Here is a 23,169-nt window from a genome sequence, read left to right as displayed (position 1 = left end):
TTCGCTGCCGCTCCGGCCGCACGTCTTCGGGTGGCCAGAATGGCTCTGACCTGCGCTTTTACCAGCTTGCGTCGGTTCGGCCCCGATCGTCAGGGTGGCCGCAGATGGCGCGAAACCCGGTCGCCGCCGCGCTGTCCCGCCCGCATCCTGGACCGATGCCGATCATCGTGCGGGACCTGCGCGTGCCGGACTGGCCGCATCTGTGGCCGATGCTGCGGGACATGGGCGTGGGCGACAACGCGCCGGAGGCCCACCGGCTGCGGTTCGCCGCGCTGCTGGCCGACCCCTGCTGGGCGCTGCTCGGTGCCACCGACGCGGGCGGGCTGGCCGGGTACGCCGCCGCCCAGGACCACGGGCCGCACCTGCGTTCCGGTGACGCGCACCGCACCGTCCGCCTGCACGACCTGTACGTCCGGGCGGACCGCCGCCGCGACGGGGTGGGCAGGTCGTTGTTCGACGCGGTCCGCCGGTGGGCCGCCGGGCGGGCGCGGCACCTGGAGTGGCAGGCCCACCACGAGCGGGCGGCGCCGTTCTACGAGCGGCTCGGCCACCGGGGCGACAGGTGCCCGCAGCCGGACTACCCGACCTTCCTCCTCGACCTCGCCCCTCGGCAGTGACCCCCCTTCCCGCCTTCCCTTGGCGTGACCGGCTCACCGCCGCTCATGATCGACACCAGGTCGGGGAGGTGGCTGCATCGGCGATGGTCTGATGCCACCACTTCCCCGACCTGGTGTTGATCATGGAGCGGGATGGCACCACTTCGGGGAGGTGGTGTGGATCACGGCTGTGGATGGATCGACACCGGTTCGGCGAGGTGGGGCTATCGGAGGGGGTCTGATGCGGCCACCTCCCCGAGGTGGGGTGGATCTTGGTGGGGGAGGACCTAGGGCAGGGGGTGGGAGATGTCGCGGGCGTGGTCGGCCACCGCCGCGCCGACCACCGTCGCGGTCAGCGGCAGCACCTCCAGGCAGCGGCGTACCGCCGCGCCCATCAGCGGGTTCGGCACCCGCATGGACAGCGTGCAGTGCGGCACCCAGCGGCCCGGCCGGTAGTGCTCGACCACCTCGACGCCGGCCCGCGCCAGCCGTTCGTGCACCGCGGCGTGGTGCGCCAGCAGCTCGGGCGTCGGCGCCGGCCCGAGCCAGAGCACCCGCCCGAGGAACTGGCCGGCGTGCTGGAACTCCAGCCGCAGCGGCGCGGCCACCACGGTTCCGGCGAGCGCCTCGGCGACGCGCTGCGGGTCCAGGCGGGGCGCGACAGCCAGCGAGAGGTGCGGGCGGTGCCGCTGCGCCAGCAGGGAACGCATGCTCGGCACCCCGTCGGACTCCAGCAGGTCCCACAGCACCCGGATCCGCCGGGTGGCGTCGGTGTCCAGATACAGCTCCAGCGCCGCGACCACGCGATCACCCTAGAGGCGGGGCCCGCGCCGAGGTTTGCCGGGCACGCTGGGCGGTACTGCCCGAGGGTACGCACGACAGGACAGGGGAGTGAGGCGCGCGTGGACGTGACGGACGTGCTGACCGAGGCGTACGGGCGGTTGCCGGATCTGGTCGCCGGGGCGCTCGACGGGCTCGACGCGGCCCAGCTGCGGCAGGCACCGGCCGACGGGGCGAACCCGGTCGGCTGGCTGGTCTGGCACCTGACGCGGATCCAGGACGACCATGTCGCCGACGTGATGGGGGAGCCGCAGCTCTGGGCCACCGGCGGCTGGGCGGGGCGGTGCGGCCTGCCGCCGGACCCCGCCGACACCGGCTTCGGGCACGGCCCGGAGCAGATCGCCGCGGTACGCCCCGAGAACGGCGGCGTGCTGCTGGACTACCACCGGGCGGTGGTGGACCGGAGCCTGGCGTACCTGCGCGGGCTGAGCGCGGCCGACCTGGACCGGGTGGTGGACGAGAACTGGGATCCGCCTGTGACGCTCGGGGTGCGGCTGGTGAGCGTGCTCGACGACGACTTCCAGCACGCCGGTCAGGCCGCGTACGTGCGAGGGCTCATCCTGCGCTGAGCGCCGCACCGGCCCGGCGCAGCGCGGCGTGCCCGAGCAGGTGACACGCCTGCGCCTCGGGTGAGGTGCCGGGGCGCTCGAAGTCCGGCGCCCCGCTGACGCCCGTCACCCGGCCGTACGCGTCGATCCGCCGGGCGGCGGCCGCGAGCAGGTCCGCGCCCGCCTCGAACCACGACCGGGCCAGCCACCCGTCGGCCACTCCGGTGAGGGCCGCGTACCCGAGCAGCTGGGCGGTGTTGGCCTCGCGGAACGCGTCCGGCTCGTCCAGCACGTCGGGGAAGAGGCCGTCTGCGCCCCGGTACGCGAGGCAGGCGGTCAGCACCTCCTCGACGTGCCCGGCCAGCCCGGCGCGGAGGTCACCCGGCCAGTCCGGCGCGAGCCGCAGCGCGCGGGCGATTCCGGCGACCACCCAGCCGTTGCCGGTGCCCCAGGGGCCGGGCCGGTCCGGTTCGCCCCGGTCCTCGTCCCAGCGGGCGGCGTACAGGCCGGTGCGCGCGTCGTACAGCCGTCGCCGGTGCCCCGCGACCTGGGCGGCGGCCGCCTCGGTCCGGCCGGTGAGCGCCAGCAGCGGCACCACCATGTAGATCGTGTCCGCCCACACCTGGCGGCCGTCGAGCAGGTGGAACAGCGTGCCGTCGGCGGCCCTCGGTGCCCGGCGGGTCAGCCAGTCGAGCTGGGCGTCCAGCGCCACGCCGTACCGCCGGTCGCCGGTGCGGCGCGCGGCGTGCCGGACCACCTCACCGCACGCGGCGCCGTTCACCGCGCCCACTGAGCCGGCCGGCTCCCCGAGCCGCCCGTCCGGCCGCTGCCGGGTCACCGCGGCGTCGGCGACCAGCACCGCGGCCTCGTCCAGGCCCAGATCGAGCAGCGCCTGACCGAGGATCCCCTGCTCCCAGGACTCACGCTGCATGGTCAGCAGCGCGAGCAGCACCCGGTCGGCGGTGGCGTCCCCGGTTGTCGGCATGGGCCCAGGGATACCCGCCGCTCCGCCGCGCCTCACCCGGACCGGGTGAGTTCGCCTCACCCGCGACGCGGGGACGCTGCGGGACGAGCGGCGCCGGCAGGCGGGCGCCCGCGACCACCGACGAGGAGGCCCGATGAGCGTCTCGGCCGTGGAACATCTGACCCGGGGGACCGCCGGCCGGCACCCGGAGCTGCCCGAGACCACCTCCGGCACCATCCGCCTGGATCTGCGCGTCGAGGGCTGCACCGAGCACTGGTACCTGACCATCGACCGGCAGGACGTCCGGGTGGACCGCCTGGCCGAGGAGGCGGACCTGGTGGTCGGCGCGAACCGGGAGGTGTTCGACCGGATCGCGGCGGGGCGCCTGCACCCGGCCGCCGCGCTGCTGCGCAACGACCTCGCCGCGCGCGGCGAGCTGAAGCTGCTGATGACGCTGCGCCGGATCTTCCCCGGCCCGCCGGACGCCCGGGATCCCCGCGACGTGGCCGGTGAGCGGGCGGCGGCCCGATGAGGGAGGAACTGGTCCACGTCCTCGCGGGCAACGCGTTCGCGTTGAGCGACGCGCAGGGCGACATGGAACGCGACCCGTGCGCCCCGATCGGCCTGTTCTCGTTCGACACCCGGTTCCTGTCCCACTGGGTGCTCACGATCGACGGCGAGCGGCTGCACGCGCTGTCCCGCGACGACCTGACCTACTTCGAGACCCGTTTCGTGCTGGTGCCGGGCGCGGCCAGCCACTACGTGGACGCCGACGTCTCGGTGATCCGGCACCGCTCGATCGACGAGGCGTACCACGAGAGCCTCACGGTGCTGAACCACTCGGCCGAACCCGCCGAGTACACGGTGCGGATGGAGATGGCCGGCGACTTCGCCGACACCTCCGAGATCCTGCGTCCCGGCCCGCGTCACCCGACGGTCATCCCCGAACCGGAGCAGCAGCGGCTGCGGATCCGGTACGAGCGCGGGCGGTTCACCCGGGAGACGTGCGTCTCCAGCACCGTCCCGGGCGAGGTGGACGCGCGCGGGATGACCTTCCGGATCCGCGTCGAGCCGCAGGGCGAGTGGCACGTCGACCTGCACGTCGCCATGATCATCCGAGGCGCGGGCGGACGGGACCTGCGGGCCGACATCGAGTCCCACAGGCAGCACGTCCGCCAGGACATGCGGGACGGCCTCGAACGGTGGTTCGACCGGGCGCCGCAACTGGTCTCCGACCGGTCCGCGCTGACCGCCGTGTACCGGCAGGCCCTGACCGACCTGGCCGCCCTGCGGTACATGCCGCTGGCCTACACCGACCGGGTGCCGGTCGGCGGGATGCCCTGGGCGATGGCGCTGTACGGGCGGGACGCGCTGATCACCTGCCTCCAGACGCTGCCGTTCACGCCCGAGCTGACCCCGGGCACGCTGCACATGCTGGCGATGGTGCAGGGCGGCCGGCTCGACGACTACCACGAGGAGGAGCCCGGCAAGATCGTCGCTGAGTTGCGATACGGCGAGGCGGCCGCGTTCGAGGAGCAGCCCACCGCGATCTACTACGGGGCGGCCGACACCACGCCGCTGTTCGTGATCCTGCTCGACGAGTACGAGCGCTGGACCGGTGACACCGACCTGGTCCACGAGTTGCGGCACCCGGCCCGGATGGCGCTGGACTGGCTGACCCGGTACGGCGACCAGTGCGGCGACGGCTACCTGCGCTACCGGCCACGCAACACGGTGAACGGGGTGGCCAACCAGACCTGGCGGAACACACCTGCGGCGATCGTCGACCGGGACGGGGTGGAGCCGCCGTACCCGCGCGCCACGTGCGAGCTCCAGGGGTACGCGTACGACGCGCGGATCAGGGGCGCCCGCCTGGCCCGGGAGTTCTGGGACGACCCGGGCTACGCCGAGCGCCTGGAGGCCGACGCGGCGCGTCTGCGGGAGCGGTTCAACAATGACTTCTGGCTGCCGCAGCGGGGCTACTACGCGCTGGCGCTCACGCCGGACGGCGAGCCCGTCGACGCGCTCACCTCGCAGCTGGGGCACCTGCTGTGGAGCGGCATCGTGGAGCCGGACCGGGCCGACGCGCTGGCCGGGCACCTGCGCGGGCCGGACCTGTTCTCCGGCTGGGGCGTGCGCACCTACGCGCAGGGGCAGATGCCCTACAACCCGGTCGGCCCGCACCTCGGCGCGGTCTGGCCCTGGGACAACGCGATCGTCGCGGCGGGCCTGCGGCGGTACGGCTTCGACGAGGAGGCGGCCGACATCGCCGCGGGCGTGTTCGCGATGGCGGAGACGCTCGGCGGCTCGGTCCCGGAGACGATCGCCGGCTACCCCCGCGCGCTGACCAAGTACCCGGTCCAGTTGCCGGAGGCCGGGCGACCGCAGTCGTGGGCCTCCGGCGGGCTGCTGATGCTGCTGGCGACGATGCTGGGGTTGCGTCCGTGCGGGGAGAATCTGCTGGTGAACCCGGCCGTCCCGAGCGGGTTCGGGCGAATCGAGCTGCTCGACGTGCCGGGCCGGTGGGGAAGAGCCGACTCGTACGGCCGGGAACGCGGCTCGGGCCGGCGGATGCGCGCGGGCCGGCCGGCCCACCGGGCCGCCTGACCGGGCCGCCTGACCGGCCGCCGCTCAGGCCGAGCCGGTGGTCTCCCGCTGGGCTGCCGTCGAGGCGCCCGGCTCGGCTGCCGTCGTCGGCTCCACCGGCCCGGCCGCGGGTGGCTCCTTCGCCGCAGCATCGGCACGCCCGGCCCGGGCGAGCAGCCGGTCCACGCCCACGAACAGCAGGCCCAGCAGCCAGAACACCGCGGCGAACCCGACCGCGCTGACCGCCACCCCGTCGTAGCCCAGCTCGCCCGCGTCGATGAACGGGTACGGGTACCTGTCCACGATCAGGCCGCGTACCAGCGCGAACCCGAGGTATCCGAGCGGGAACACCAGCCACCAGGCGGCGTACCGGGGGCGCAGCCGGCCGCGCCTGTCGAACAGCGCCCAGTCGGCGACCGCCAGCAGCGGCACCACAGTGTGCAGGAACTGGTTGCCCCACCACTCGCCCGGTTGCCGGTCCGGCTGGGTCATCGCGAACGGGCTGGCCGGGTTGGCCAGCACCAGGTGGTAGACCGTGCCGGTGATGGTGATGTAGAGGGTCACAGCCCCCTTGAGGACGCTCGGTGGCTCCGGCCGGTCGCGCAGCGCGCACCAGGCGGCGTACCCGGCGAGGACGCCGACCGCCACGTTGCTCTGGATGGTGAAGTACGGCAGCAGTCCGGTCACCGTGGCCGGGCCGAGCGCGGTGAGGACGATGCCGGCCAGCACGGCGAGCACCACTGCGAGGCGGAGGAGGATCGCCGGTAGGCGACGCCGGGGGGTCACGGGGGGCAAGTTACCAGCCGGTCGTCAGCCGGGACGCCGCCCGGGCGGGGTGCCGGACGGCCGGCCGACGTGCCCGGGCGGGAGGTCGTCCACGCCCGGCGGCCCGCCGGACGGGTGGACCGGGTGCGCGGACCTGCCGCCGCCTCGCCCGCCGGCCTTCCCCGGCGGATCGTCGCCCAGCAGCCCGGCGCAGTAGTCCGGCACGCGGTCGTGACCCCCGGCGGCGGCGACGAGGCCGCTGAAGGCGGGTGTGGCCAGGGCCCGTCCCCGCTCCGGCTCGGCGACGGCCCGGTACGCGACGCACAGGCCGGGCGGCGAGGACGGGTGTGGTGTCCGGGGCGCCGGTGAGCCGGCCGGCGGGCTCGGCCGGGCCGACGGCGCAGGGGGCGCGGTGACGACCGGCGGCGCTGCCGGACGTGCGGCGCGCGGCAGGTTCCCGGTCGCGGCGAGCGCGACGCCGCCGGTGAGGGACGCGGCCAGTGCGGCCACTGCCACCCGTACGCCGAACCGGGCACCGCGGCGACGGCGCATCCACCGGGCGGCCCGGAACGCCGCTACCGCTGCCGCCTCGCCGTCGAGCTCGCCCGTGCCGGGCGCGGCGCGGACCGCGTCCAGCACGGCGGCCAGTCCCGGCGGAGCGGTCGGCGTGTCGCCGGAGCGGCCGACGAGCAGCCGCTCGACGGTTTCCTGGTCCAGGCCGGATGCGTCCATCTCGTCACCCTCAGCGCCGCCACCCGGCCGGGCGTCACACTCCGGCGCGCCGAGGAGCCGGTGAGGTCGGTCACCCGGCGCCGGTCACGGCCCCGGGGCATCTCCGGTTGCCGATGTCCCGCACTCGCGGTGAACTGAATTACATGGGTGTCATCAAGGTGGGCACGTCCTCCTGGGCCGACCAGATGCTGGTCCGCTCCGGCTGGTATCCGCGCGGGGTCAACACCCCCGCCGGCCGGCTCGGCTGGTACGCCGAGCGGTTCGGACTGGTCGAGGTGGACACGTCGTACTACGCCGTGCCGGCGCCGGAGACGACGGCGGGCTGGGCGGCCGCCACCCCGGACGGGTTCACCTTCGACGTCAAGGCGTTCCGGCTGTTCACCGGCCACCACACGCCGGTCGACGCGCTGCCCCGCGACCTGCGTCCGGCCGGCGGCCCGAGCCGGATCCGCTGGCGTGACCTGCCCGCCGGGGCGTACGACGAGTTGTGGGACCGGTTCCACGCGGCGCTGGCGCCGCTCGCGGCGGCCGACCGGCTCGGTGCCGTGCTGTTGCAGTTCCCGCCGTGGCTGGCCCGCGGCGAGGCGGCCCGGCGGCGGATCCTGGACGCCGCGCGGCGCTGCCGCCCCTGGCCGGTCACCGTCGAGCTGCGGCACTCGTCCTGGTTCGACGGGGACGCGATGGCCGACACCGTCACGTTCCTGCGTGAACACGACCTCGGGTACGCCTGTGTGGACATGCCGCAGGGGCACGTCTCCTCGGTGCCGCCGATCCTGGTCGCCACCACCGACCTGGCCGTGATCAGGTTCCACGGGCACAGCACCGCCTGGGAGAGCGGCGACAAGCAGGAGCGGTTCCGCTACGCCTACGGCGAGCGGGAGTTGCGGCACTGGTCGGTGCTGCTGCGCGAGTTGGCCGACCAGTGCGCCGAGCTGCACGTGCTGATGAACAACTGCTGTGGTGACCAGGCCCAGCGCGATGCCGCCCGCCTGGCCGGCCTGCTCGGCGTCGCGCCCGCCGCCGCGCGCGCATGACGTTTCCTCAGCCGTCGTCCGGGTACCGCCGGGTGCATGGACGACAGCGAAGGGGGACCGGTGGAGAAGCGGCGCGGCGAGGACGAGCGAGACCCGCGAGCGACCCGGGAGGCAGAGGAGGCGCACGGCGGCAGCATGGCGCCGGGCCTGGTCGACGACACCGGGCACCCGGTGGCCGAGTCACCGGTGCCGGACAACGAGCCGTCGGCGCCGGGCGGTCCGGGCGAGGACGGCACCGGCTCCTGACGGCCTAGGGACGCGTCTCCGGGCGCATCCCGGTCGCCTCCTCCAGCGCGTTGTCGCCGAGGTCGCCGTCCGCCCTGTCGTCCGGGAACGTCCGTCCCGACGGCGCCGGATCCGGCGGCGCGCCCGGCCCGGCCTCGGGCGTCCGGGTCGGCTCGACGGATCCGAACCCGTGCCGGCCCGCCTTCGGTCCGCCCGGCCCGGCGCCGGCCGCCCGGCGCTCGCCGAGCCGCCCCTCGGGTACGGCGGTCTCCTCGCTGCCCTCGTCCATCGGGTCGCTGTCACCGGCGCCCCACGGCGGGTCGGCGTCGAAGCCGTCGGTGGTGCCCCACGGCGCGGCCGACTCCGGTCCGCGCCCGTCACCCGTACCCGGCCGGTCCCTGCTGGTCATGGTCACCTCGCCTGGCTGCTGATGTCCGTGCCGCCCGTCGACGGACGGTCTGGTCCCGGGGCACCGCGCGGCCGGTGACCCACCCCGATGTGGGTCGCCGGCCGCGCGGTGGTCAACGGGCCGCCCCGACCAGATGACGTCCGGCCGCGCCCACGGCGGCCACCTTGCCGATGTTCTTCGGCGCGGACATCAGCCCGCCCGCACGGTCGAGCATGCCCCGGAACACCTGGCCCGGTTTCTGCTGCTCGCCCATGTACGCCGACACCACGACGAGCGCGCCGGTCAGCGCCGGGACCGCCCACTGGAGCAGCTTCATCTGCCGCTGGCTGGCGGCGACGTTCGCCGGGGTGTGGTGGTTGGGTTCGGTGGTCCCCTCGACCGGCGGGCCGCCGGCCTTCTCCAGCCGCATGCCGACCAGCCGGCTGTAGCCGGTCACCGCCAGCGCGCCGACTGTCAGCGCGGTCTTCACCGCGCTCATCTTCCCCACGCCCGCCTGGCGGGCCATCCGCGGGCTCTCGGTGACCAGTTCACCGACCGCGCCGGCCAGGTGCGCGCCGATCGCCGCCGCGTTGACCGGTGTCCACCGCGCCCACCCGGCCGAGGCCACCGGCAGCCGCTCGGTCGTGTCGTTGATCCGTGCCGCCGCGCCGTTGACGCCGAGCGCCCCCATCAGGGAACCGCCGAACCAGGCCGCCAGGCCCAGGTCGTGCATCGAGCGCAGCGTGGTGTGCCGTTCTGACATCAGATCCCCCTCCGCCGTGTTCGGGCGGTGCGGCATACCCACGATCGGGCGACTCACGCCCGGCGTGGCGGGGAGGAGGGGGGGCTCAGCGGCGGGGGAGCGTGCCGGCGAACGCGGCGATCCGGTCGGCCAGGGGCGCCGACGCGCGTACCCAGGTGAAGTGGTCGAGCGGCGCGCCCGCCTCGGCGACCGTGTAGCGGTGCCGCGTCACCGGCGCCGCGGTCAGCTTCTCGCAGAGGTGGTCGAGCGTCTCGTGCGGCGTGTACTGGTCGTCGTCGACGCTCACCGCCAGCACAGGTGTGCGGATCCGCCGCACGGCGGCCTCCGTGTCCACCCCGTCCAGTGCGGGGAAGCGGCCGGTGCGGGCCGTGTGCGCCCAGTCCCGGATGACGCCGGCGGCCTGCCGGCCGCCGAAGCCCCAGCCCGGCCAGACGCCGAGCAGCCGGGCCGTGGCCGCGATCGCCTGGGTGTACGGCAGCACGCCCCACCCGCGCAGGCCCGGGTACCGCCGCCACCACGGCAGCCCCACCGCCACCAGGGCCAGCCCGTCCACCCGGTCGTCGTCGTGCAGCGCCTGGTGCAGCACCGCCACCTGACCGCCGAGGGAGTGCCCGAGCAGCAGCCGGGTGCGGCCGTCCAGCCGGGGCTTGAGCGCGTCGAGCACGGCGCCGACGTCGGTGGTCATCTCCTGGTAGCCGTAGCGGCAGGCGCGCGACGGCGCGGGGGTGCTCTCGCCGGTGCCGCGCAGGTCGGCCACGATCACCGCGAGCCCGGCGTCGCGCAGCGCGGCGGCGAACGGCCGGTAGTAGCGGGCGCGTACGCCCATGGCCGGCCAGATCAGCACCACCGGCGCGCCGGGCGGACCGGCCGGCTCCGGGTAGACCTGCACGCCGATGCGCGCGCCGTCGACGTCCACGAACTCCTGGGTGTAGTCCCCGCTCACCCGGATCAGGGTACGGCCCGAACCTACCGGTGGGTAGCAAGGGGTGGCCGGACCCGTTCGCCCCGCGCCCCTGCCCTCGGGTTCCGCCCCCGACCAGGAGATCGCCGACTTCTCCGCGGGCCCGTCGCCTCCGCCGTGGAGGCAACGGGCGCTGGACGGGTGCCCTCGTGCCGGAGAATCGGGTCTGCGGAGGTCCTGTCTCGCGGCGGGGCGTCAGCCCGGCAGCATCCCGGGACCGAACACCTCGTAGGCGATCCGCTCGGCCGGCACACCCCGGCGCAGCAGGTTGCCCCGGACCAGGTTCATGAACGCGATCGGACCGCACAGGTGCGCGGCCGCCCCGGCGGGCAGCGGGAGCCGGTCCGGGTCGATCAGCCCGGCGGACACCTCAGCCTTCAGGCCGGGCAGGTCGGCCCCGGCGGCGTCGAGATACCAGAGGTGGACGGCCAGGTTCGGCAGCCGCTGCTGGAGCACGGGGAGTTCCGCGCGCAGCGCGTGTGCCTCGGCGTCCCGGTCGGCGTGCGCCAGCGTCACCTGGCGTCCGGGGTTCCGGTCGGCCAGGTGGGCCAGCGCCGCCATCGCCGGGGTGAGCCCGATGCCGGCGCTGATCAGCAGCAGCGGCCCGTCGCCGCCGGTGGCGTCGACCTCGCCGAACGCGGGGCTCAGCCGTAGCGTGTCGCCGACCGCGACCCGGTCGTGCAGGTGGCCGGAGACCATGCCGTCGGGCGCGCCGCCCTCGCCGCGTACGCGCTTCACCGTGATCCGCCACGTGTCGGCGCCCGGGCGGCCGGAGAGGCTGTACTGGCGGATCTGCTGTCCCCGGCCGCCGTCCAGGTCGACGGCGACCGAGACGTACCGGCCGGGGGTGAAGCCGGGCGCGGCGCCGCCGCCGGCCGGCGCGAGGGTGAGCGAGACGACGTCGGCGCTCTCCCGGGCCCGGCCGGTCACCCGCCAGTCCTGCCACACCGGACCGCCCTCGGGCACGCCGGCGCCGGCGTAGAGCCGCGCCTCGCGGGCGATCAACTCGCAGGCCAGCAGCCAGTAGACCTCGTCCCAGGCGGCGGCCACCTCCGGCGTGACCGCGTCGCCGAGCACCTCGCCGACCGCGGCGAGCAGGTGCCGGCCGACGATCGGGTACTGGGTGGCGGTGATGCCGAGCGAGGCGTGCTTGTGCGCGATCCGATCCAGGACCGGTCCCCACGGCATGCCGGTGTCGCCGGTCAGGTGCGCCGCGTACGCGACCACCGCCGAGGCGAGCGCGGCCTTCTGCGCTCCGGTGGCCTGGTTGCCCCGGTTGAACAGGTCCAGCAGGTCCGGGTGGGCGTCGAACATCCGCTGGTAGAAGCGGCCGGTGATGGCCTCGCCGTGCGCCTGCACGACGGGCAGGGTGGCGGTCACGACCGCAGCTGAGGATTCCGAGAGCACGACCGAATCTCCTTCCGGGGCTCGAACAGGTCGATCTCCACGAAACAGGAATCAACGATTCCTCTTTCAGGGCCGAAGGTCCCGGTGCCGGGGTGGCAAGGGTCACCGTGAATCTGCTGGTGTCCCGGACGGCGCCGAGTGGCTAGGGTCGGTGCGTGAGGCTGAACCGGTCGACCGACATGGCGTTGCGGATCGCCATGCTGACCGCCGCGTCCCCGGTCCGGGCCACAGTCGACGAACTCGCCACCCGGCTCGAACTGCCCCGCAGCCACGTCGCCAAGGTGGTGCAGCGGCTGCAACGCATCGGCGTCCTGGTGACCATCCGGGGCCGCTCCGGCGGCGTGGCCTTCGCCGAACACGCCGGGGACATCACCGTCGGGCGGGTGGTCCGCGCCTTCGAGGGCGACGGCGAGGTGGTCGACTGCGCGCAACCGGTCTGCCCGCTGGTCGCGGAGTGCCGGCTGCGCGGTGAGCTGCGCCGCGCGCAGGCCGCCTTCCTCGCCGTGCTCGACGGGGTACGCCTCGGCGACCTGATCGACGGATCCGCCGGCCCGCTCCTGCTCAGCCTCGGCGCGCCACCGGCAGGCCGCTGATGGCCGTCTCCCATCCGATCTTCTCCCGGCTCTTCGCCCGCGCCAGCGTCGCGATGGACCAGGCCGGGATGGCCGAGCACCGCGCCCGCCTCGTCGCCGGGCTGCGCGGCCGGGTGGTCGAGGTCGGCGCAGGCAACGGGCGCAACCTCGCGCACTACCCACCGGGGGTGACCGGCGTGGTCGCCGTCGAGCCGGAGCCACGCCTGCGTGCCCTGGCCCGCGCCGCCGCACCCGGAGCCCGGGTACCTGTGACAGTCGTCGCCGGTCTCGCCGAGTCGCTGCCGGTCGCCGGCGGCGCCGCCGACGCGGTGGTGCTGTCGCTCGTGCTCTGCTCGGTGCCGGACCAGGCGGTCGCGCTGGGCGAGGCACGCCGGGTGCTGCGGCCCGGCGGCGAACTGCGCTTCTACGAACACGTGGTGGCGCAGACGCCCGGCCTGCGCCGGGCCCAGCGCCTGGCCGACGCCACGCTCTGGCCGCTGTTCTGCGCCGGCTGCCACACCGCCCGGGACACGGTGGCCGCGATCCGGGCCGCCGGGTTCGAGGTGACCGCGCTGGACCGCTTCCGCTTCCCGCCGACCGGGCTGCCGGCCCCGGCCTCGCCGCACGTCCTCGGCACCGCGATCCGGGCCTGACGCCGGACCGGGCCGGTTTCTACCGGCCCGGTCCGGCGCGCTCAGCTCACACTCACCGTGCCGTCCGGGGCGCGGACGCAGGAGACGGTACGGGCGCCGGTCGCCGCCGCCCCGGCCAGGCACCGGCCGAGCACCTTGTGTCCGGCGGCGTTCGGGTGCCACGACTCCTGGCAGGTCTGGAAGTACGTGCCGCAGGCGTTGGCGATCCGCTGGATGTCGAGCTTGTCGTACCCGGAGAGGCTGGTGACGAACGTGCCGCTCGGGCCGTCCATCAGCCGGATCGGCGTGGCCAGGGCGTTGCCCGGGCTGCCGGTCGACTCGCAGAGCCGGGCGCCGTCGAACGCGCGCTGCACGTTCAGGTAGACCAGGTCGTCCTGCGGGAACTCGCCGGCGAGCGTGCCGCGTACCGAGCTGACGAGCGTGCCGAGCCCCTGCGAGAAGCGGTGGCCGGGCGCCAGGCTGGCCCGGTGGATCGGGCAGCCGGCCGCGTACCGCTCGGCGCCCAGCGCGCGGAACTTGTCCCGGGTGTCGTCGCGGCTGTCCTCGGTCCAGTAGGTCTGGTTCAGCTCGAACGGCAGCGGGTTGGTGTAGTCCTGGAACACCACCCGGTGCTGCCCGTCGGCGTCGATCTGGTCCAGCGTGGTGAGCAGTTGCCGCAGCGCCGTGGTGGTCTCCGCGGTGGCGGCGGCGAACTGCGCGGCCGTGCCCAGGTCGGCGTCGGTGCACGGCTTCTGCTCCACCGGCCCGCCCAGGTACGCCCAGAACTCCCACCAGCCGGTCCACGCGTCGGCGATGAACCGGTTGGCGCACTTCTCCGCCACGCTGCCGAAGGTGAACGAGCTGTTGTTCGAGCCGAGGCCGACGAGCACCAGATCGATGTCGTGGGTCCGCGCCACCGACCGGAGCTGGTCGAGCTGGGCGGCCACCTGCCGCCCCTTGGTCCGGGTGGCCGAGGCGCTGGCGATGTCGTACGGCTGGCCGCCCGAGCAGGCCAGGTTGAACCGCGCGGAGATGCCGGGCAGGTCGGCCTGGAACAGCGAGGCGTTCGGGGAGCGGTGGCAGAAGTAGGCGTTGGCGTTGGCGGCGGACCAGCCGGGGAAGCCCTGGGCCACCCCGTTGACGTCCACGACCGGCGCGTACGCCCCGGCGCCCTCACCGCTGATGAAGCTGTCTCCCAGCGCCACCGCGGCGGTGGGCAGTGCGGCGGCTGCGGGCCGGGCGGGCGCCGCGGCGGCGGGTAACGCCACCGTGGCGAGCGCCAACGCCGCCGCGAGCACGGAACGACGGAACACGGACATGCCCGACCTCCCAAGACATCGAAATGTGAAAGATTCTTCAGGGGGGCGATCAGATCACGCACGTGTGACGGACGTCAATGGTTCGACATCAGTGGCCCCGCATCGGGGAAGACATCCGGTGCCCGGGTCGTTGTGCCGCCTGGAGCCCCGGCCCGTCCCGCCGGCCGCCGTACGCGGCCGCGGCGCGGACCCGGCCGGCAGGCCGATCGCGCAACGCACCGCCCCGGTGCCGCCGACCTGTCGGGGCACCCGGCTAGGCTCGCTCCGGCGCGCCGCGCCCGGCGATCATCGTGGGGGGATCACACGGTGAACGGCACCACACCGCCGAGACCTGGGAGTACGACCAGTTGACCGCACAGCCTGAGACCCTCTATGGGGCCGACGACCTGACGCATCTGGAGGGCCTCGACGCCGTCCGCAAGCGCCCGGGCATGTACATCGGCTCGACCGACAGCCGTGGCGTGGGTCACCTCGTCAACGAGATCCTCGACAACTCGACCGACGAGGGTGTCGCCGGTCACGCCACGAAGGTCGACGTGATCCTGCACGCCGACGGCTCGGTCCAGGTCGACGACGACGGCCGGGGCATCCCCACCGACGTGCACGCCAAATCCGGCATCTCCGGCGTCGAGCTGGTGCTGACCCGCCTGCACGCGGGCGGCAAGTTCGGCGGCTCCGGCTACAAGACCTCCGGCGGCCTGCACGGCGTCGGCGCGTCAGCGGTCAACGCGCTGTCCCGGCGCTTCGACGTCACCGTCCGGCGCGGCGGCAAGGTCCACGCCATGTCGTTCCGCCACGGCGTACCGGGCGTCTTCGACGGCGACGGCCCGGACGCGCCGTTCACCCCCGGCCCCGGCCTGCAGATCGTCGGCGCGATGAAGCGCGGCCAGCGCACCGGCACCTCGATCCGGTGGTGGCACGACCCCCGCTACTTCGAGACCGGCGCCACGCTTGACACCGAGACGGTCCGGCTCAAGCTGCGCAACACCGCGTTCCTCGTCCCCGGCGTGGCCTACCGGCTGCGCGACGAGACCGGCGAGGAACCCGTCGAGGAGAGCTTCCACTTCCCCGACGGCCTCACCGACATGGTGGAGTTCCTCGCCCCGGCCGGCGACCGGCCGGTCTCCGGCACGCTGCTGGTCACCGGCGAGGGCACCTACCGGGAGAACGCCGCCGACGCCAACGGCGTCATGCAGTCCAACGTGCAGCGCCGCGCCGAGGTCGAGGTGGCGTTCCGCTGGGGCACCGGCTACGAGCGCACCGTCGAGTGCTTCACCAACACCATCCGCAACGCCCACGGCGGCACCCACCGCAAGGGCTTCGAGCGGGCGCTGGCCCGTACCCTCGCCGACGCCGCCCGCAACGCCCGCGGCCTGCTCAAGCCCAAGGAGGACGCGCCCACCCTGGACGACGTCCTGGAGGGCATGACCGCCGTGGTGCACGTGCGCATCCCCGAACCGCAGTTCACCTCGCAGACCAAGGACGAGCTGTCCACCGCCGGCATCACCAAGGTGCTCCAGGGTCTGGTCGAGGCGCACCTCAAGAGCTGGCTGGAGGACCGCCGGACCAAGGCCGAGGCCCGTACGGTGCTTCAGAAGATCGTCGACGCGGCCCGCGTCCGGCTCACCCAGAAGCAGCAGAAGGACGCCGCCCGCCGCAAGACCGCGCTGGAGGGCGCGGCCATGCCGGCCAAGCTCGTCGACTGCCGGGCCGCGGGCATCGAGAGAAGTGAACTGTTCATCGTGGAGGGGGACAGCGCCCTCGGGACGGGGCGCCTCGCGCGGTCCTCCGAGTACCAGGCGCTGCTGCCGATCCGCGGCAAGATCCTCAACGTCCAGAAGGCCAGCCTCCAGCAAGTGCTGGACAACGCCGAGTGCGCGGCGATCGTGCAGGTGCTCGGCGCCGGCTCCGGCCGCACGTTCGACCTGTCCGCCCTGCGGTACGGCCGGGTGCTCATCATGGCCGACGCGGACGTCGACGGCGCACACATCCGTACCCTGCTGATCACGCTGTTCGCCCGCTACATGCGGCCGCTGATCGAGGCCGGGCGGCTCTACGCGGCGATGCCGCCCCTGCACAAGATCACCACGAAGGGGCGCAACCCGCAGACCGTCTACACCTACACCCAGGCCGAGATGGAGGCGACGGTCCGCAAGCTGGAGAAGACCGGCAAGCAGATCGTCACGCCCATCCCGCGCTTCAAGGGCCTCGGTGAGATGGACGCCGACGAGCTGTGGGAGACCACCATGAACCCGGCCACCCGGGCGGTCCGCCGGATCACGCTCGACGACGTCGAGGCCGCCGAGCGGATCCTCGAACTGCTCATGGGGGAGAAGGTCGAGCCCCGCCGCAACTGGCTGATCGACTCCGCCGACCGGGTCGACCGCGACGCCATCGACGCCTGACCAACGGGTTCGTCTCGGAAGGAAACCGCACCATGGCACGCCGCAAGGACGACCGCGCGAAGGCGGACCTGGCCGCCTTCGACCAGGCCGGCGCCCGCGTCTTCGACAACCCGCTGGTCACCGAGGTCTCGGACTCCTACCTGGAGTACGCGTTCTCGGTCATCCACTCCCGCGCCCTGCCCGACGCGCGCGACGGGCTCAAGCCGGTGCACCGGCGCATCCTCTGGTCGATGCACGAGCAGGGCCACCGGCCGGACCGCGGCCACGTCAAGAGCGCCCGGATCGTCGGCGACTGCTTCGTCGCGGGGACGCTCGTGTCGACACCGAGTGGTCTTCGGCCGATCGAGTCGATCGAGGTCGGCGACACGGTGCTCGACGGCGACGGAGTCGCCACTCCGGTCGTGGCGGTCTACCGAAACCCGCAGTCGGAGCTGGTTCGGGTCACCTGGGACAACGGACACACCATGTCGGTCACGCCCGGCCAGCGTTTCCGCGTGGTCGACGAGGACCTGTCGGTTCGTTGGGTGGAGGCCTCCGAACTCGCGGGGCACCTCACGCTCGCGTACGGCGGTGCCCGCAGGAAATCCGCCGCCCCCGGCGGCACGCTGTACGACTACGTTCGCGGGCTGGTGGTGGCGGAGGGCTTCGCCGTCGACCGTGCTCGCTCGGCTGACGGTCGTGTGCGAGTGCACATGTGTGACGTCGAGCCACTCGATGTCGCACATGGTTGGGCGATCGCCAACGGGCTCAACGTCAGCCGAGGCAAGCGGACGGCGACTGATCCGCGGCACCGCGATCAGCACATCGTCACGTTCGCGAGGCACGAGGGCCTGCTCGAAGCGGGGGGACCGCTGAGCAGTGCCAAGCGTGTGCCGAGTGATGTCCTCGAGAACCGCTCGGCATGGGCCCCTTTCCTTGCCGGTTTCTTCGACGGTGACGGTTATGTCCGCAAGCGCTTCCGGGAGATCGTCTTCGTCAGTACCAGCGAGACGCTCGTGCGGCAGATCAAATCCATGCTGGCCGACCTGGGCTTGCACGGGCACTACTGGACCAGCGCGCGAGACGGCTCTCAACGCCTTCTCGGCCTGTCCTTCAGCGGGCGTGATGCCGCCGCTCTGGCCGAGATGCTGCTGCCCTGGGTGCGGATCGGTCACAAGATCGCAGGTCTGGAAAAGGTGGTGGACCTGACCTATCAGTACGGCGGCAAGCAGGGCAACGACCGGCTGCCGTACGCGCGGGTGATCAAGGAATTCGCCGACGCCCACCAGGGGGGCGGTTGGTTCCGGGACGAGGCCGGCAAGGCGTTCCGATCATCACTTTCGGGCGCGGGTAGCCAGATCCGTTACGGCAAGGACCGTAACGGCGTGCCGCTGTCGGAGCGTTCATTCCCGCTCTGGCGTGCCGAGCGGGATGGATGGATCCGAAAACTCCGGCGCATCGGGTCTCCGCTCGCGAGACGGCTCGAGGCGCTCTCGGGCCGATCCTTCCTACGGGTGGTGTCGGTCGAGCGGATTCCTGCCGACACCACGTACGATATCCAGGTCGGCTCCGACGAGCATGCGTTCGTCGCGGAGGGCCGAGTGGTGCACAACTGTATGGGCAAGTACCACCCGCACGGCGACACCGCCATCTACGACGCGATGGTGCGGCTGGCCCAGGACTTCTCGCTCAACGTCCCGCTCATCGACGGGCACGGCAACTTCGGCAGCCCGGACGACGGCCCGGCCGCGGCGCGATACACCGAGGCCCGGATGTCCCGGGAGGCGATGCTGCTCGTCGGCGAGCTGGGTGAGGACACAGTCGACGTCGAGCCGAACTACGACGGCTCGCTGACCCAGCCCACGGTGCTGCCGGCGGCGTTCCCGAACCTGCTCGTCAACGGCGCGTCCGGCATCGCGGTCGGCATGGCGACGAACATGATCCCGCACAACCTCGGCGAGGTGGTCCAGGCCGCCCGGTGGCTGATCAACCACCCGGACGCCACACTCGACAAGCTCATGGAGTTCGTGCCCGGCCCCGACCTGCCGACCGGCGGGCTGCTGCTCGGCCTGGACGAGGTGCGCCGCGCGTACGAGACCGGGCGCGGCGTGGTGCGCATGCGCGGCCGGGTGGAGATCGGCCCGCTGGAGGGCAGCCGCGGCCGGCAGGCCATCACCGTGACCGAACTGCCGTACGGCGTCGGCGCCGAGAAGGTCATCGCGGCCATCACCAACGAGGTGAACAAGACCAAGCGGCTGACCGGGATCGCCGACGTCAAGGACCTCACCGACCGGGAGAACGGCACCCGCCTGGTGGTGGAGTGCAAGGTCGGCGTCAACCCGCAGGCGCTGCTGGCCGACCTCTACCGGCTCACCCCGCTGGAGCAGTCCTTCGGCGTGAACAACCTGGTGCTCGTCGACGGCCAACCGCGCACGCTCGGGCTCAAGGAACTGCTCGACGTGTTCCTGGCCCACCGCTACGAGGTGGTGACCCGGCGCAGCTCGTACCGCAAGCGCAAGCGGGAGGAGCGCCTGCACCTGGTCGACGGCCTGCTGATCGCCCTGCTCGACATCGACCGGGTGGTCAAGCTGATCCGTGCCAGCGAGGACGCCCAGGCCGCCAAGGACGGCCTGATGCAGCGGTTCAAGCTCTCCGAGATCCAGGCGACCTACATCCTGGACACTCCGCTGCGCCGGCTGACCAAGTACGACCGGCTGGAACTGGAGGCCGAGCAGGAGAAGCTGCGCGGCGAGATCGCCGAGCTGTCGAAGATCCTGGACGACGAGAAGGTGCTTCGGAAGGTGGTCTCCGACGAGCTGGCCGCCGTGGTCAAGCAGTTCGGCGCGCCGCGACGCACCACGCTCGTCGACGGCGACCTCAAGGAGGTGCTGGCCGCCTCGGTGCCCGCCGGTCCGCTGGAGGTCGCCGACGACCCGTGCCAGGTGATCCTCTCCGCCACCGGGCTGGTGGCGCGGACCGCGGCCGAGTCGGAGGAGGCCGCCGAGGCGCGCCGGCGCAGCGGCCGGGTCAAGCACGACGCGGTACGCGCGATCGTGCACTCCACCGCCCGCGGGCGGGTGCTGCTGGTGACCAGCGCCGGCCGCGCGTTCAAGATCGACGTGTTGCCGTTGCCGGTGCTGCCGGAGCAGTCCGGCACGGTGTCGCTGCGCGGCGGCATGTCGGCGGCGGAACTGGTGCCGCTGGAGCCGGGCGAGACGGTGGTCGGGCTCGCGCCGCTGGGCCCGTCCGCGCAGGGGTCGCCCGGCCTGGCGCTCGGCACCCGGGCGGGCGTGGTGAAGGTGTGCGCCCCGGACTGGCCGGTCCGCTCCGACGAGTTCGAGGTGATCTCGCTGCGTGACGGCGACGAGGTGATCGGCGCGACCTGGCTGACCGACGGCGCCGAGACGCTGGCGTTCGTCTCGTCGGAGGCGTCGCTGCTGCGCTTCGCCGCATCCGTCGTACGCCCGCAGGGGCTCAAGGGCGGCGGCATGGCCGGCATCAACCTGCCGGCCGGCGCGCGGGCGGTCTTCTTCGGCGCGATCCGCACCGACGACTCGAAGCACGGTGAGCCGATGGTGGTCACGTCGACCGGAGCCACGGTGAAGGTGACGCCGTTCAAGGCGTACCCGGCGAAGGGAAGGGCGACCGGCGGCGTACGCGCGCAGCGGTTCCTCAAGGGCGAGCTGGAGCTGTCGGTGGCCTGGATCGGCCCGCGGCCGGTGGGCGCGACGGCCACCGGCGACCCGGTGGACCTGCCCCCTGCGGACCCGCGCCGAGACGGCTCCGGTTTCGCCGTGATGCTCGGCCCGACCGTGGTGGGCCACCACATCGACCGCGACTGACGGGGTTGGGGCGGGCGGCCCGGCCCACCCGCCCCAACCGCTCAGTCGCCACCGCTCGTCCCCTGCCTCCGCCCGCACCCGGCCCGGCGGCGTGGCCCTGGCCGCCCCAGCCCTCCGGCCACCCGACCCGTCCTCCCCGCTGCGCCCCTCCCGGCCCCACCCAACCCGGTTGATCAAGGAGTTAGCGGCCTTTTCACGCCCCGCGCCGACCACAAACTCCTTGATCACCGCAGCGGGCGCTCCTGCCGCACTGGGCGCCCTGGGCGGCTGGCGAGTTCCGGGCGTCTGGGCACTCGCCCCCACTCTGCACGGTCGATCATGAGGTTAGCGGCGGCAAAACGGACACCGAGTGCCGCTAACCTCATGATCGACGCGGTCGGGCCCTCCGGGTGACCTGATCGCCCCCCACCGCCTGTTGACCATGAAGTTGGCGGGCGTGAATCGGGCAAACTGTGCCGCTAACTTCATGATCAACGGGGCGAGGGTGGGGCGGCGGTGGGGCGGGTCAGAGTTCGGGTTCGGGGGACTGTCGGGACTCGGGGGTCGTGCCGCGCAGGCGGGCGATCAGGCGCATGCCGTGGTAGATGACCAGGGCGGCAGCAGTGCCCAGCGCGATGCCGTTGAACGACAGATCACCGGCCGTCAGCGTGTAGTTGGCGGCGCCGATGATCACCGCCACCGCGGCGGTGAACAGGTTGATCGGGTCGTGGAAGTCGACCCGGCTCTCGATCCAGATCCGGGCGCCCAGAATGGCGATCAGGCCGTACAGCGCGGTGGTGGCGCCACCCAGCACCCCGGCCGGGACGGTGAGGATCAGCGCGCCGAACTTCGGGCAGAGCCCGAGCAGGATCGCCGTGCCGCCGGCGATCCAGTACGCGGCGGTGGAGTAGACACGGGTCGCCGCCATCACGCCGATGTTCTCCGCGTACGTGGTGGTGCCGGAACCGCCGCCGGACCCGGCCAGCACCGTGGCGACACCGTCGCCGAGCAGCGCCCGGCCCATGTCGCGGTCCAGGTTGCGGCCGGTCATCGCGGCTACCGCCTTGACGTGCCCGGCGTTTTCCGCGATCAGCACCAGGATCACCGGGATGACCAGCACGACGGCACGCGCGTCGAAGCTCGGCGTGTGGAACTCGGGGAAACCGACCCAGGCCGCCTGGCGCAGGCTGCTGACGGCCTGCTGGTCGAGGTTGCCGGTGAGCGCGGCGAGCACCCAGCCGACCACCACGCCGACGAGGATCGACAGCCGCGCCACGAAGCCGCGGAACAGCACAGTGGTGAGCAGGATCGCGACGAGCGTGACCACGGCGATCAGCGGCTGCGCCTTCACGCCGGTGCCGGAGCCGTCGCCGTCCCACGCGACCGGCGCGAGGTTGAGGCCGATCAGCATGACGATCGCGCCGGTGACCACAGGCGGCATCAGCGCGTCGATCCAGCGGGAGCCGGCCACCTGCACCACCACGCCGACGATCGCCAGCGCCACGCCCGCGACCACGATGCCGCCGAGGGCCGCGCCGATGCCGCCGTCGGTCTTCGCCGCCAGGACCGGCGCGATGAACGCGAACGACGACCCGAGGTACGAGGGCAGCCGGTTGCCGGTGATCAGCAGGAACAGCAGCGTGCCGAGCCCGGAGAACAGCAGCGTGGTGGCGGGCGGGAAGCCGGTGATCAGCGGGACGGTGAAGGTGGCGCCGAACATGGCGACCACGTGCTGCACGCCCACGCCGATGGTGCGCGGCCAGGAGAGCCGTTCGTCGGGTGCGACCACGTCGCCGGGGCGTACCTGGCGGCCGTCGCCGTGCAGGGTCCACGGGGACCAGCGGGAGGTGGGGGACTGGGTCATCGGTCGCCCTTCGCGTCATCGGGTGACGGGGGCGTGATCGACCCTGGGAGTTGTTTCTAGCACGTGCCCTGGCGGGACGTGGTCCCGCCCCGGCTCAGGCGACGCCGGTGGGACGGAACTGGACGCTGACCCGGGGGCCGACCGGCCGGGTGGTCTTCGGCACCGCGTGTTCCCAGGTGCGCTGGCAGGAGCCGCCCATGACCACGAGGTCGCCGTGGCCGAGCGGGAACCGCAGGCTGCCGCCGCCTCCGCCGCGCGGGCGCAGCAGCAGCGCGCGCGGGGAGCCGAACGAGACGATCGCCACCATGGTGTCGGTGTGCGCGGAGCGGCCCAGGGTGTCGCCGTGCCAGGCCACGCTGTCGCGGCCGTCGCGGTAGAGGCACATGCCGGCGGTGACGAACGGCTCGCCCAGTTCGGGCGCGTAGTGCCGGGTGAGCGCGTCCCGGGCCGCGGTGAGCACCGGGTGCGGCAGCGGCCGGCCGGCGGCGTACCAGCAGAGCAGCCGGGGCACGTCGACCTCGGTGTCGTACATGGTCCGGCGTTCGGCCCGCCAGGGCACGTCGTGGCGCAGCGTGTCGAGCACCTCGTCGGAGCCGCGCACCCAGCCGGGCAGGTGATCGACCCAGGCGCCCCGGCTCAGTTCGTGCCGGCGCAGCGCCCCGGCGAGCGGGCCCAGGGTCGGGCCCTGCTCGGCCAGGTCGAGCATCGAGGGCTGGTACGCGTCGGACACGCAGCCGATCGTACCCCGCTCTCGAACAGGCGTACGAC

General features: G+C 73.5%; 21 protein-coding genes and 2 pseudogenes. 12 read left to right on the top strand and 11 right to left on the bottom strand.

From position 1 onward, the window contains the following. Positions 1–104: 104 nt before the first annotated feature. On the top strand, positions 105–617 hold the full coding sequence (locus FB454_RS08010) for a GNAT family N-acetyltransferase (protein ID WP_071095932.1): 513 nt from the start codon (positions 105–107) through the stop codon (positions 615–617). Positions 618–883: 266 nt separating this feature from the next. Here FB454_RS08010 and FB454_RS08005 read toward each other — a convergent pair whose 3' ends face one another. Continuing rightward, positions 884–1,399: a 2'-5' RNA ligase family protein gene (locus tag FB454_RS08005; RefSeq protein WP_071095930.1), complete on the bottom strand. Its 516-nt coding sequence runs from the start codon at positions 1,397–1,399 to the stop codon at positions 884–886. 99 nt (positions 1,400–1,498) lie between these two features. Between FB454_RS08005 and FB454_RS08000 the strand changes: the two genes are divergently transcribed. Further along, a complete protein-coding gene (locus FB454_RS08000) occupies positions 1,499–2,005 on the top strand; it encodes a mycothiol transferase (RefSeq protein ID WP_071095928.1) in 507 nt (168 codons plus the stop codon). On the opposite strand, the gene FB454_RS07995 is transcribed toward FB454_RS08000, so the two are convergent. Further along, entirely contained in the window at positions 1,992–2,969 is a 978-nt protein-coding gene (locus FB454_RS07995; RefSeq protein WP_071095926.1) for a glycoside hydrolase family 88 protein, read from the bottom strand. The genes FB454_RS08000 and FB454_RS07995 overlap by 14 nt on opposite strands. A 133-nt stretch (positions 2,970–3,102) precedes the next feature. On the opposite strand from FB454_RS07995, the gene FB454_RS07990 reads away from it, so the two are divergent. Together FB454_RS07990 and FB454_RS07985 are read left to right on the top strand one after the other, a co-directional pair. Next, complete coding sequence (locus tag FB454_RS07990) at positions 3,103–3,480, top strand: SCP2 sterol-binding domain-containing protein (RefSeq protein WP_013285235.1); 378 nt, start codon at positions 3,103–3,105, stop codon at positions 3,478–3,480. Continuing rightward, positions 3,477–5,555 (top strand): glycogen debranching N-terminal domain-containing protein, encoded by a 2,079-nt coding sequence (locus tag FB454_RS07985; RefSeq protein WP_145822733.1) that lies wholly within the window; start codon positions 3,477–3,479, stop codon positions 5,553–5,555. Before FB454_RS07990 ends, FB454_RS07985 begins: the two co-directional genes overlap by 4 nt. Positions 5,556–5,579: 24 nt before the next feature. Here the strand turns inward: FB454_RS07985 and FB454_RS07980 are convergent, their stop codons facing one another. Together FB454_RS07980 and FB454_RS07975 are read right to left on the bottom strand one after the other, a co-directional pair. Continuing rightward, complete coding sequence (locus FB454_RS07980; protein ID WP_145822732.1) at positions 5,580–6,320, bottom strand: Pr6Pr family membrane protein; 741 nt, start codon at positions 6,318–6,320, stop codon at positions 5,580–5,582. A 24-nt stretch (positions 6,321–6,344) separates the two neighbouring features. After that, a complete protein-coding gene (locus FB454_RS07975; RefSeq protein ID WP_030274807.1) occupies positions 6,345–7,031 on the bottom strand; it encodes a hypothetical protein in 687 nt (228 codons plus the stop codon). 143 nt (positions 7,032–7,174) lie between these two features. Here FB454_RS07975 and FB454_RS07970 point away from each other — a divergent pair, with 143 nt between their 5' ends. Then, complete coding sequence (locus FB454_RS07970) at positions 7,175–8,065, top strand: DUF72 domain-containing protein (protein WP_091329106.1); 891 nt, start codon at positions 7,175–7,177, stop codon at positions 8,063–8,065. Between the two features lie 36 nt (positions 8,066–8,101). Beyond that, complete coding sequence (locus FB454_RS07965) at positions 8,102–8,311, top strand: GTPase activator (RefSeq protein ID WP_071095922.1); 210 nt, start codon at positions 8,102–8,104, stop codon at positions 8,309–8,311. 4 nt (positions 8,312–8,315) lie between these two features. Here the strand turns inward: FB454_RS07965 and FB454_RS07960 are convergent, their stop codons facing one another. The 4 genes from FB454_RS07960 to FB454_RS07945 all read right to left on the bottom strand — a co-directional run bounded on the left by FB454_RS07960 (position 8,316) and on the right by FB454_RS07945 (position 11,809). Continuing rightward, on the bottom strand, positions 8,316–8,699 hold the full coding sequence (locus FB454_RS07960) for a hypothetical protein (RefSeq protein WP_013285241.1): 384 nt from the start codon (positions 8,697–8,699) through the stop codon (positions 8,316–8,318). A 112-nt stretch (positions 8,700–8,811) separates the two neighbouring features. Continuing rightward, entirely contained in the window at positions 8,812–9,441 is a 630-nt protein-coding gene (locus FB454_RS07955; protein ID WP_013285242.1) for a hypothetical protein, read from the bottom strand. 85 nt (positions 9,442–9,526) lie between these two features. Beyond that, positions 9,527–10,384, bottom strand: a complete 858-nt coding sequence (locus FB454_RS07950; RefSeq protein WP_145822731.1) for an alpha/beta fold hydrolase — start codon at positions 10,382–10,384, stop codon at positions 9,527–9,529. A 213-nt stretch (positions 10,385–10,597) separates the two neighbouring features. Beyond that, a complete protein-coding gene (locus tag FB454_RS07945) occupies positions 10,598–11,809 on the bottom strand; it encodes a globin domain-containing protein (protein WP_047893805.1) in 1,212 nt (403 codons plus the stop codon). A gap of 155 nt (positions 11,810–11,964) precedes the next feature. Between FB454_RS07945 and FB454_RS07940 the strand changes: the two genes are divergently transcribed. After that, complete coding sequence (locus FB454_RS07940) at positions 11,965–12,402, top strand: RrF2 family transcriptional regulator (protein ID WP_071095918.1); 438 nt, start codon at positions 11,965–11,967, stop codon at positions 12,400–12,402. Then, positions 12,402–13,034, top strand: coding sequence for a class I SAM-dependent methyltransferase (locus tag FB454_RS07935; RefSeq protein ID WP_145822730.1), 633 nt, complete (start codon positions 12,402–12,404; stop codon positions 13,032–13,034). Before FB454_RS07940 ends, FB454_RS07935 begins: the two co-directional genes overlap by 1 nt. 41 nt (positions 13,035–13,075) lie before the next feature. Here FB454_RS07935 and FB454_RS07930 read toward each other — a convergent pair whose 3' ends face one another. Further along, positions 13,076–14,332: an SGNH/GDSL hydrolase family protein gene (locus tag FB454_RS07930; RefSeq protein WP_013285247.1), complete on the bottom strand. Its 1,257-nt coding sequence runs from the start codon at positions 14,330–14,332 to the stop codon at positions 13,076–13,078. Positions 14,333–14,679: 347 nt separating this feature from the next. Between FB454_RS07930 and FB454_RS07925 the strand changes: the two genes are divergently transcribed. The 4 genes and pseudogenes from FB454_RS07925 to FB454_RS07920 all read left to right on the top strand — a co-directional run bounded on the left by FB454_RS07925 (position 14,680) and on the right by FB454_RS07920 (position 20,558). Next, complete coding sequence (locus FB454_RS07925; RefSeq protein WP_145822729.1) at positions 14,680–16,737, top strand: DNA topoisomerase IV subunit B; 2,058 nt, start codon at positions 14,680–14,682, stop codon at positions 16,735–16,737. Positions 16,738–16,769: 32 nt separating this feature from the next. Further along, positions 16,770–17,030: pseudogene (locus FB454_RS35330) on the top strand (DNA gyrase subunit A); the annotation flags it as partial. Further along, positions 17,019–17,831 (top strand): annotated as a pseudogene (locus tag FB454_RS35325) (LAGLIDADG family homing endonuclease); the annotation flags it as partial. The pseudogenes FB454_RS35330 and FB454_RS35325, both read left to right, overlap by 12 nt. 30 nt (positions 17,832–17,861) lie before the next feature. After that, the gene (locus tag FB454_RS07920; RefSeq protein WP_357136762.1) at positions 17,862–20,558 is read left to right on the top strand and encodes a DNA topoisomerase (ATP-hydrolyzing); all 2,697 of its coding nucleotides are present in this window, start codon (positions 17,862–17,864) and stop codon (positions 20,556–20,558) included. Positions 20,559–21,063: 505 nt separating this feature from the next. Here FB454_RS07920 and FB454_RS07915 read toward each other — a convergent pair. Both FB454_RS07915 and FB454_RS07910 read right to left on the bottom strand, forming a co-directional pair. Further along, positions 21,064–22,401 carry a uracil-xanthine permease family protein gene (locus tag FB454_RS07915; protein WP_013285250.1) on the bottom strand — a complete coding sequence of 446 codons (1,338 nt, stop codon included), beginning with the start codon at positions 22,399–22,401 and terminating at the stop codon, positions 21,064–21,066. A 94-nt stretch (positions 22,402–22,495) separates the two neighbouring features. Beyond that, on the bottom strand, positions 22,496–23,131 hold the full coding sequence (locus FB454_RS07910) for an alpha-ketoglutarate-dependent dioxygenase AlkB (protein WP_013285251.1): 636 nt from the start codon (positions 23,129–23,131) through the stop codon (positions 22,496–22,498). Positions 23,132–23,169 lie beyond the last annotated feature (38 nt).

The organism is Micromonospora sp. CNZ297, from assembly GCF_007827625.1.
Note: the sequence above shows the minus strand (reverse complement) of the source record. Positions and strands in the feature narration are given on the sequence as shown.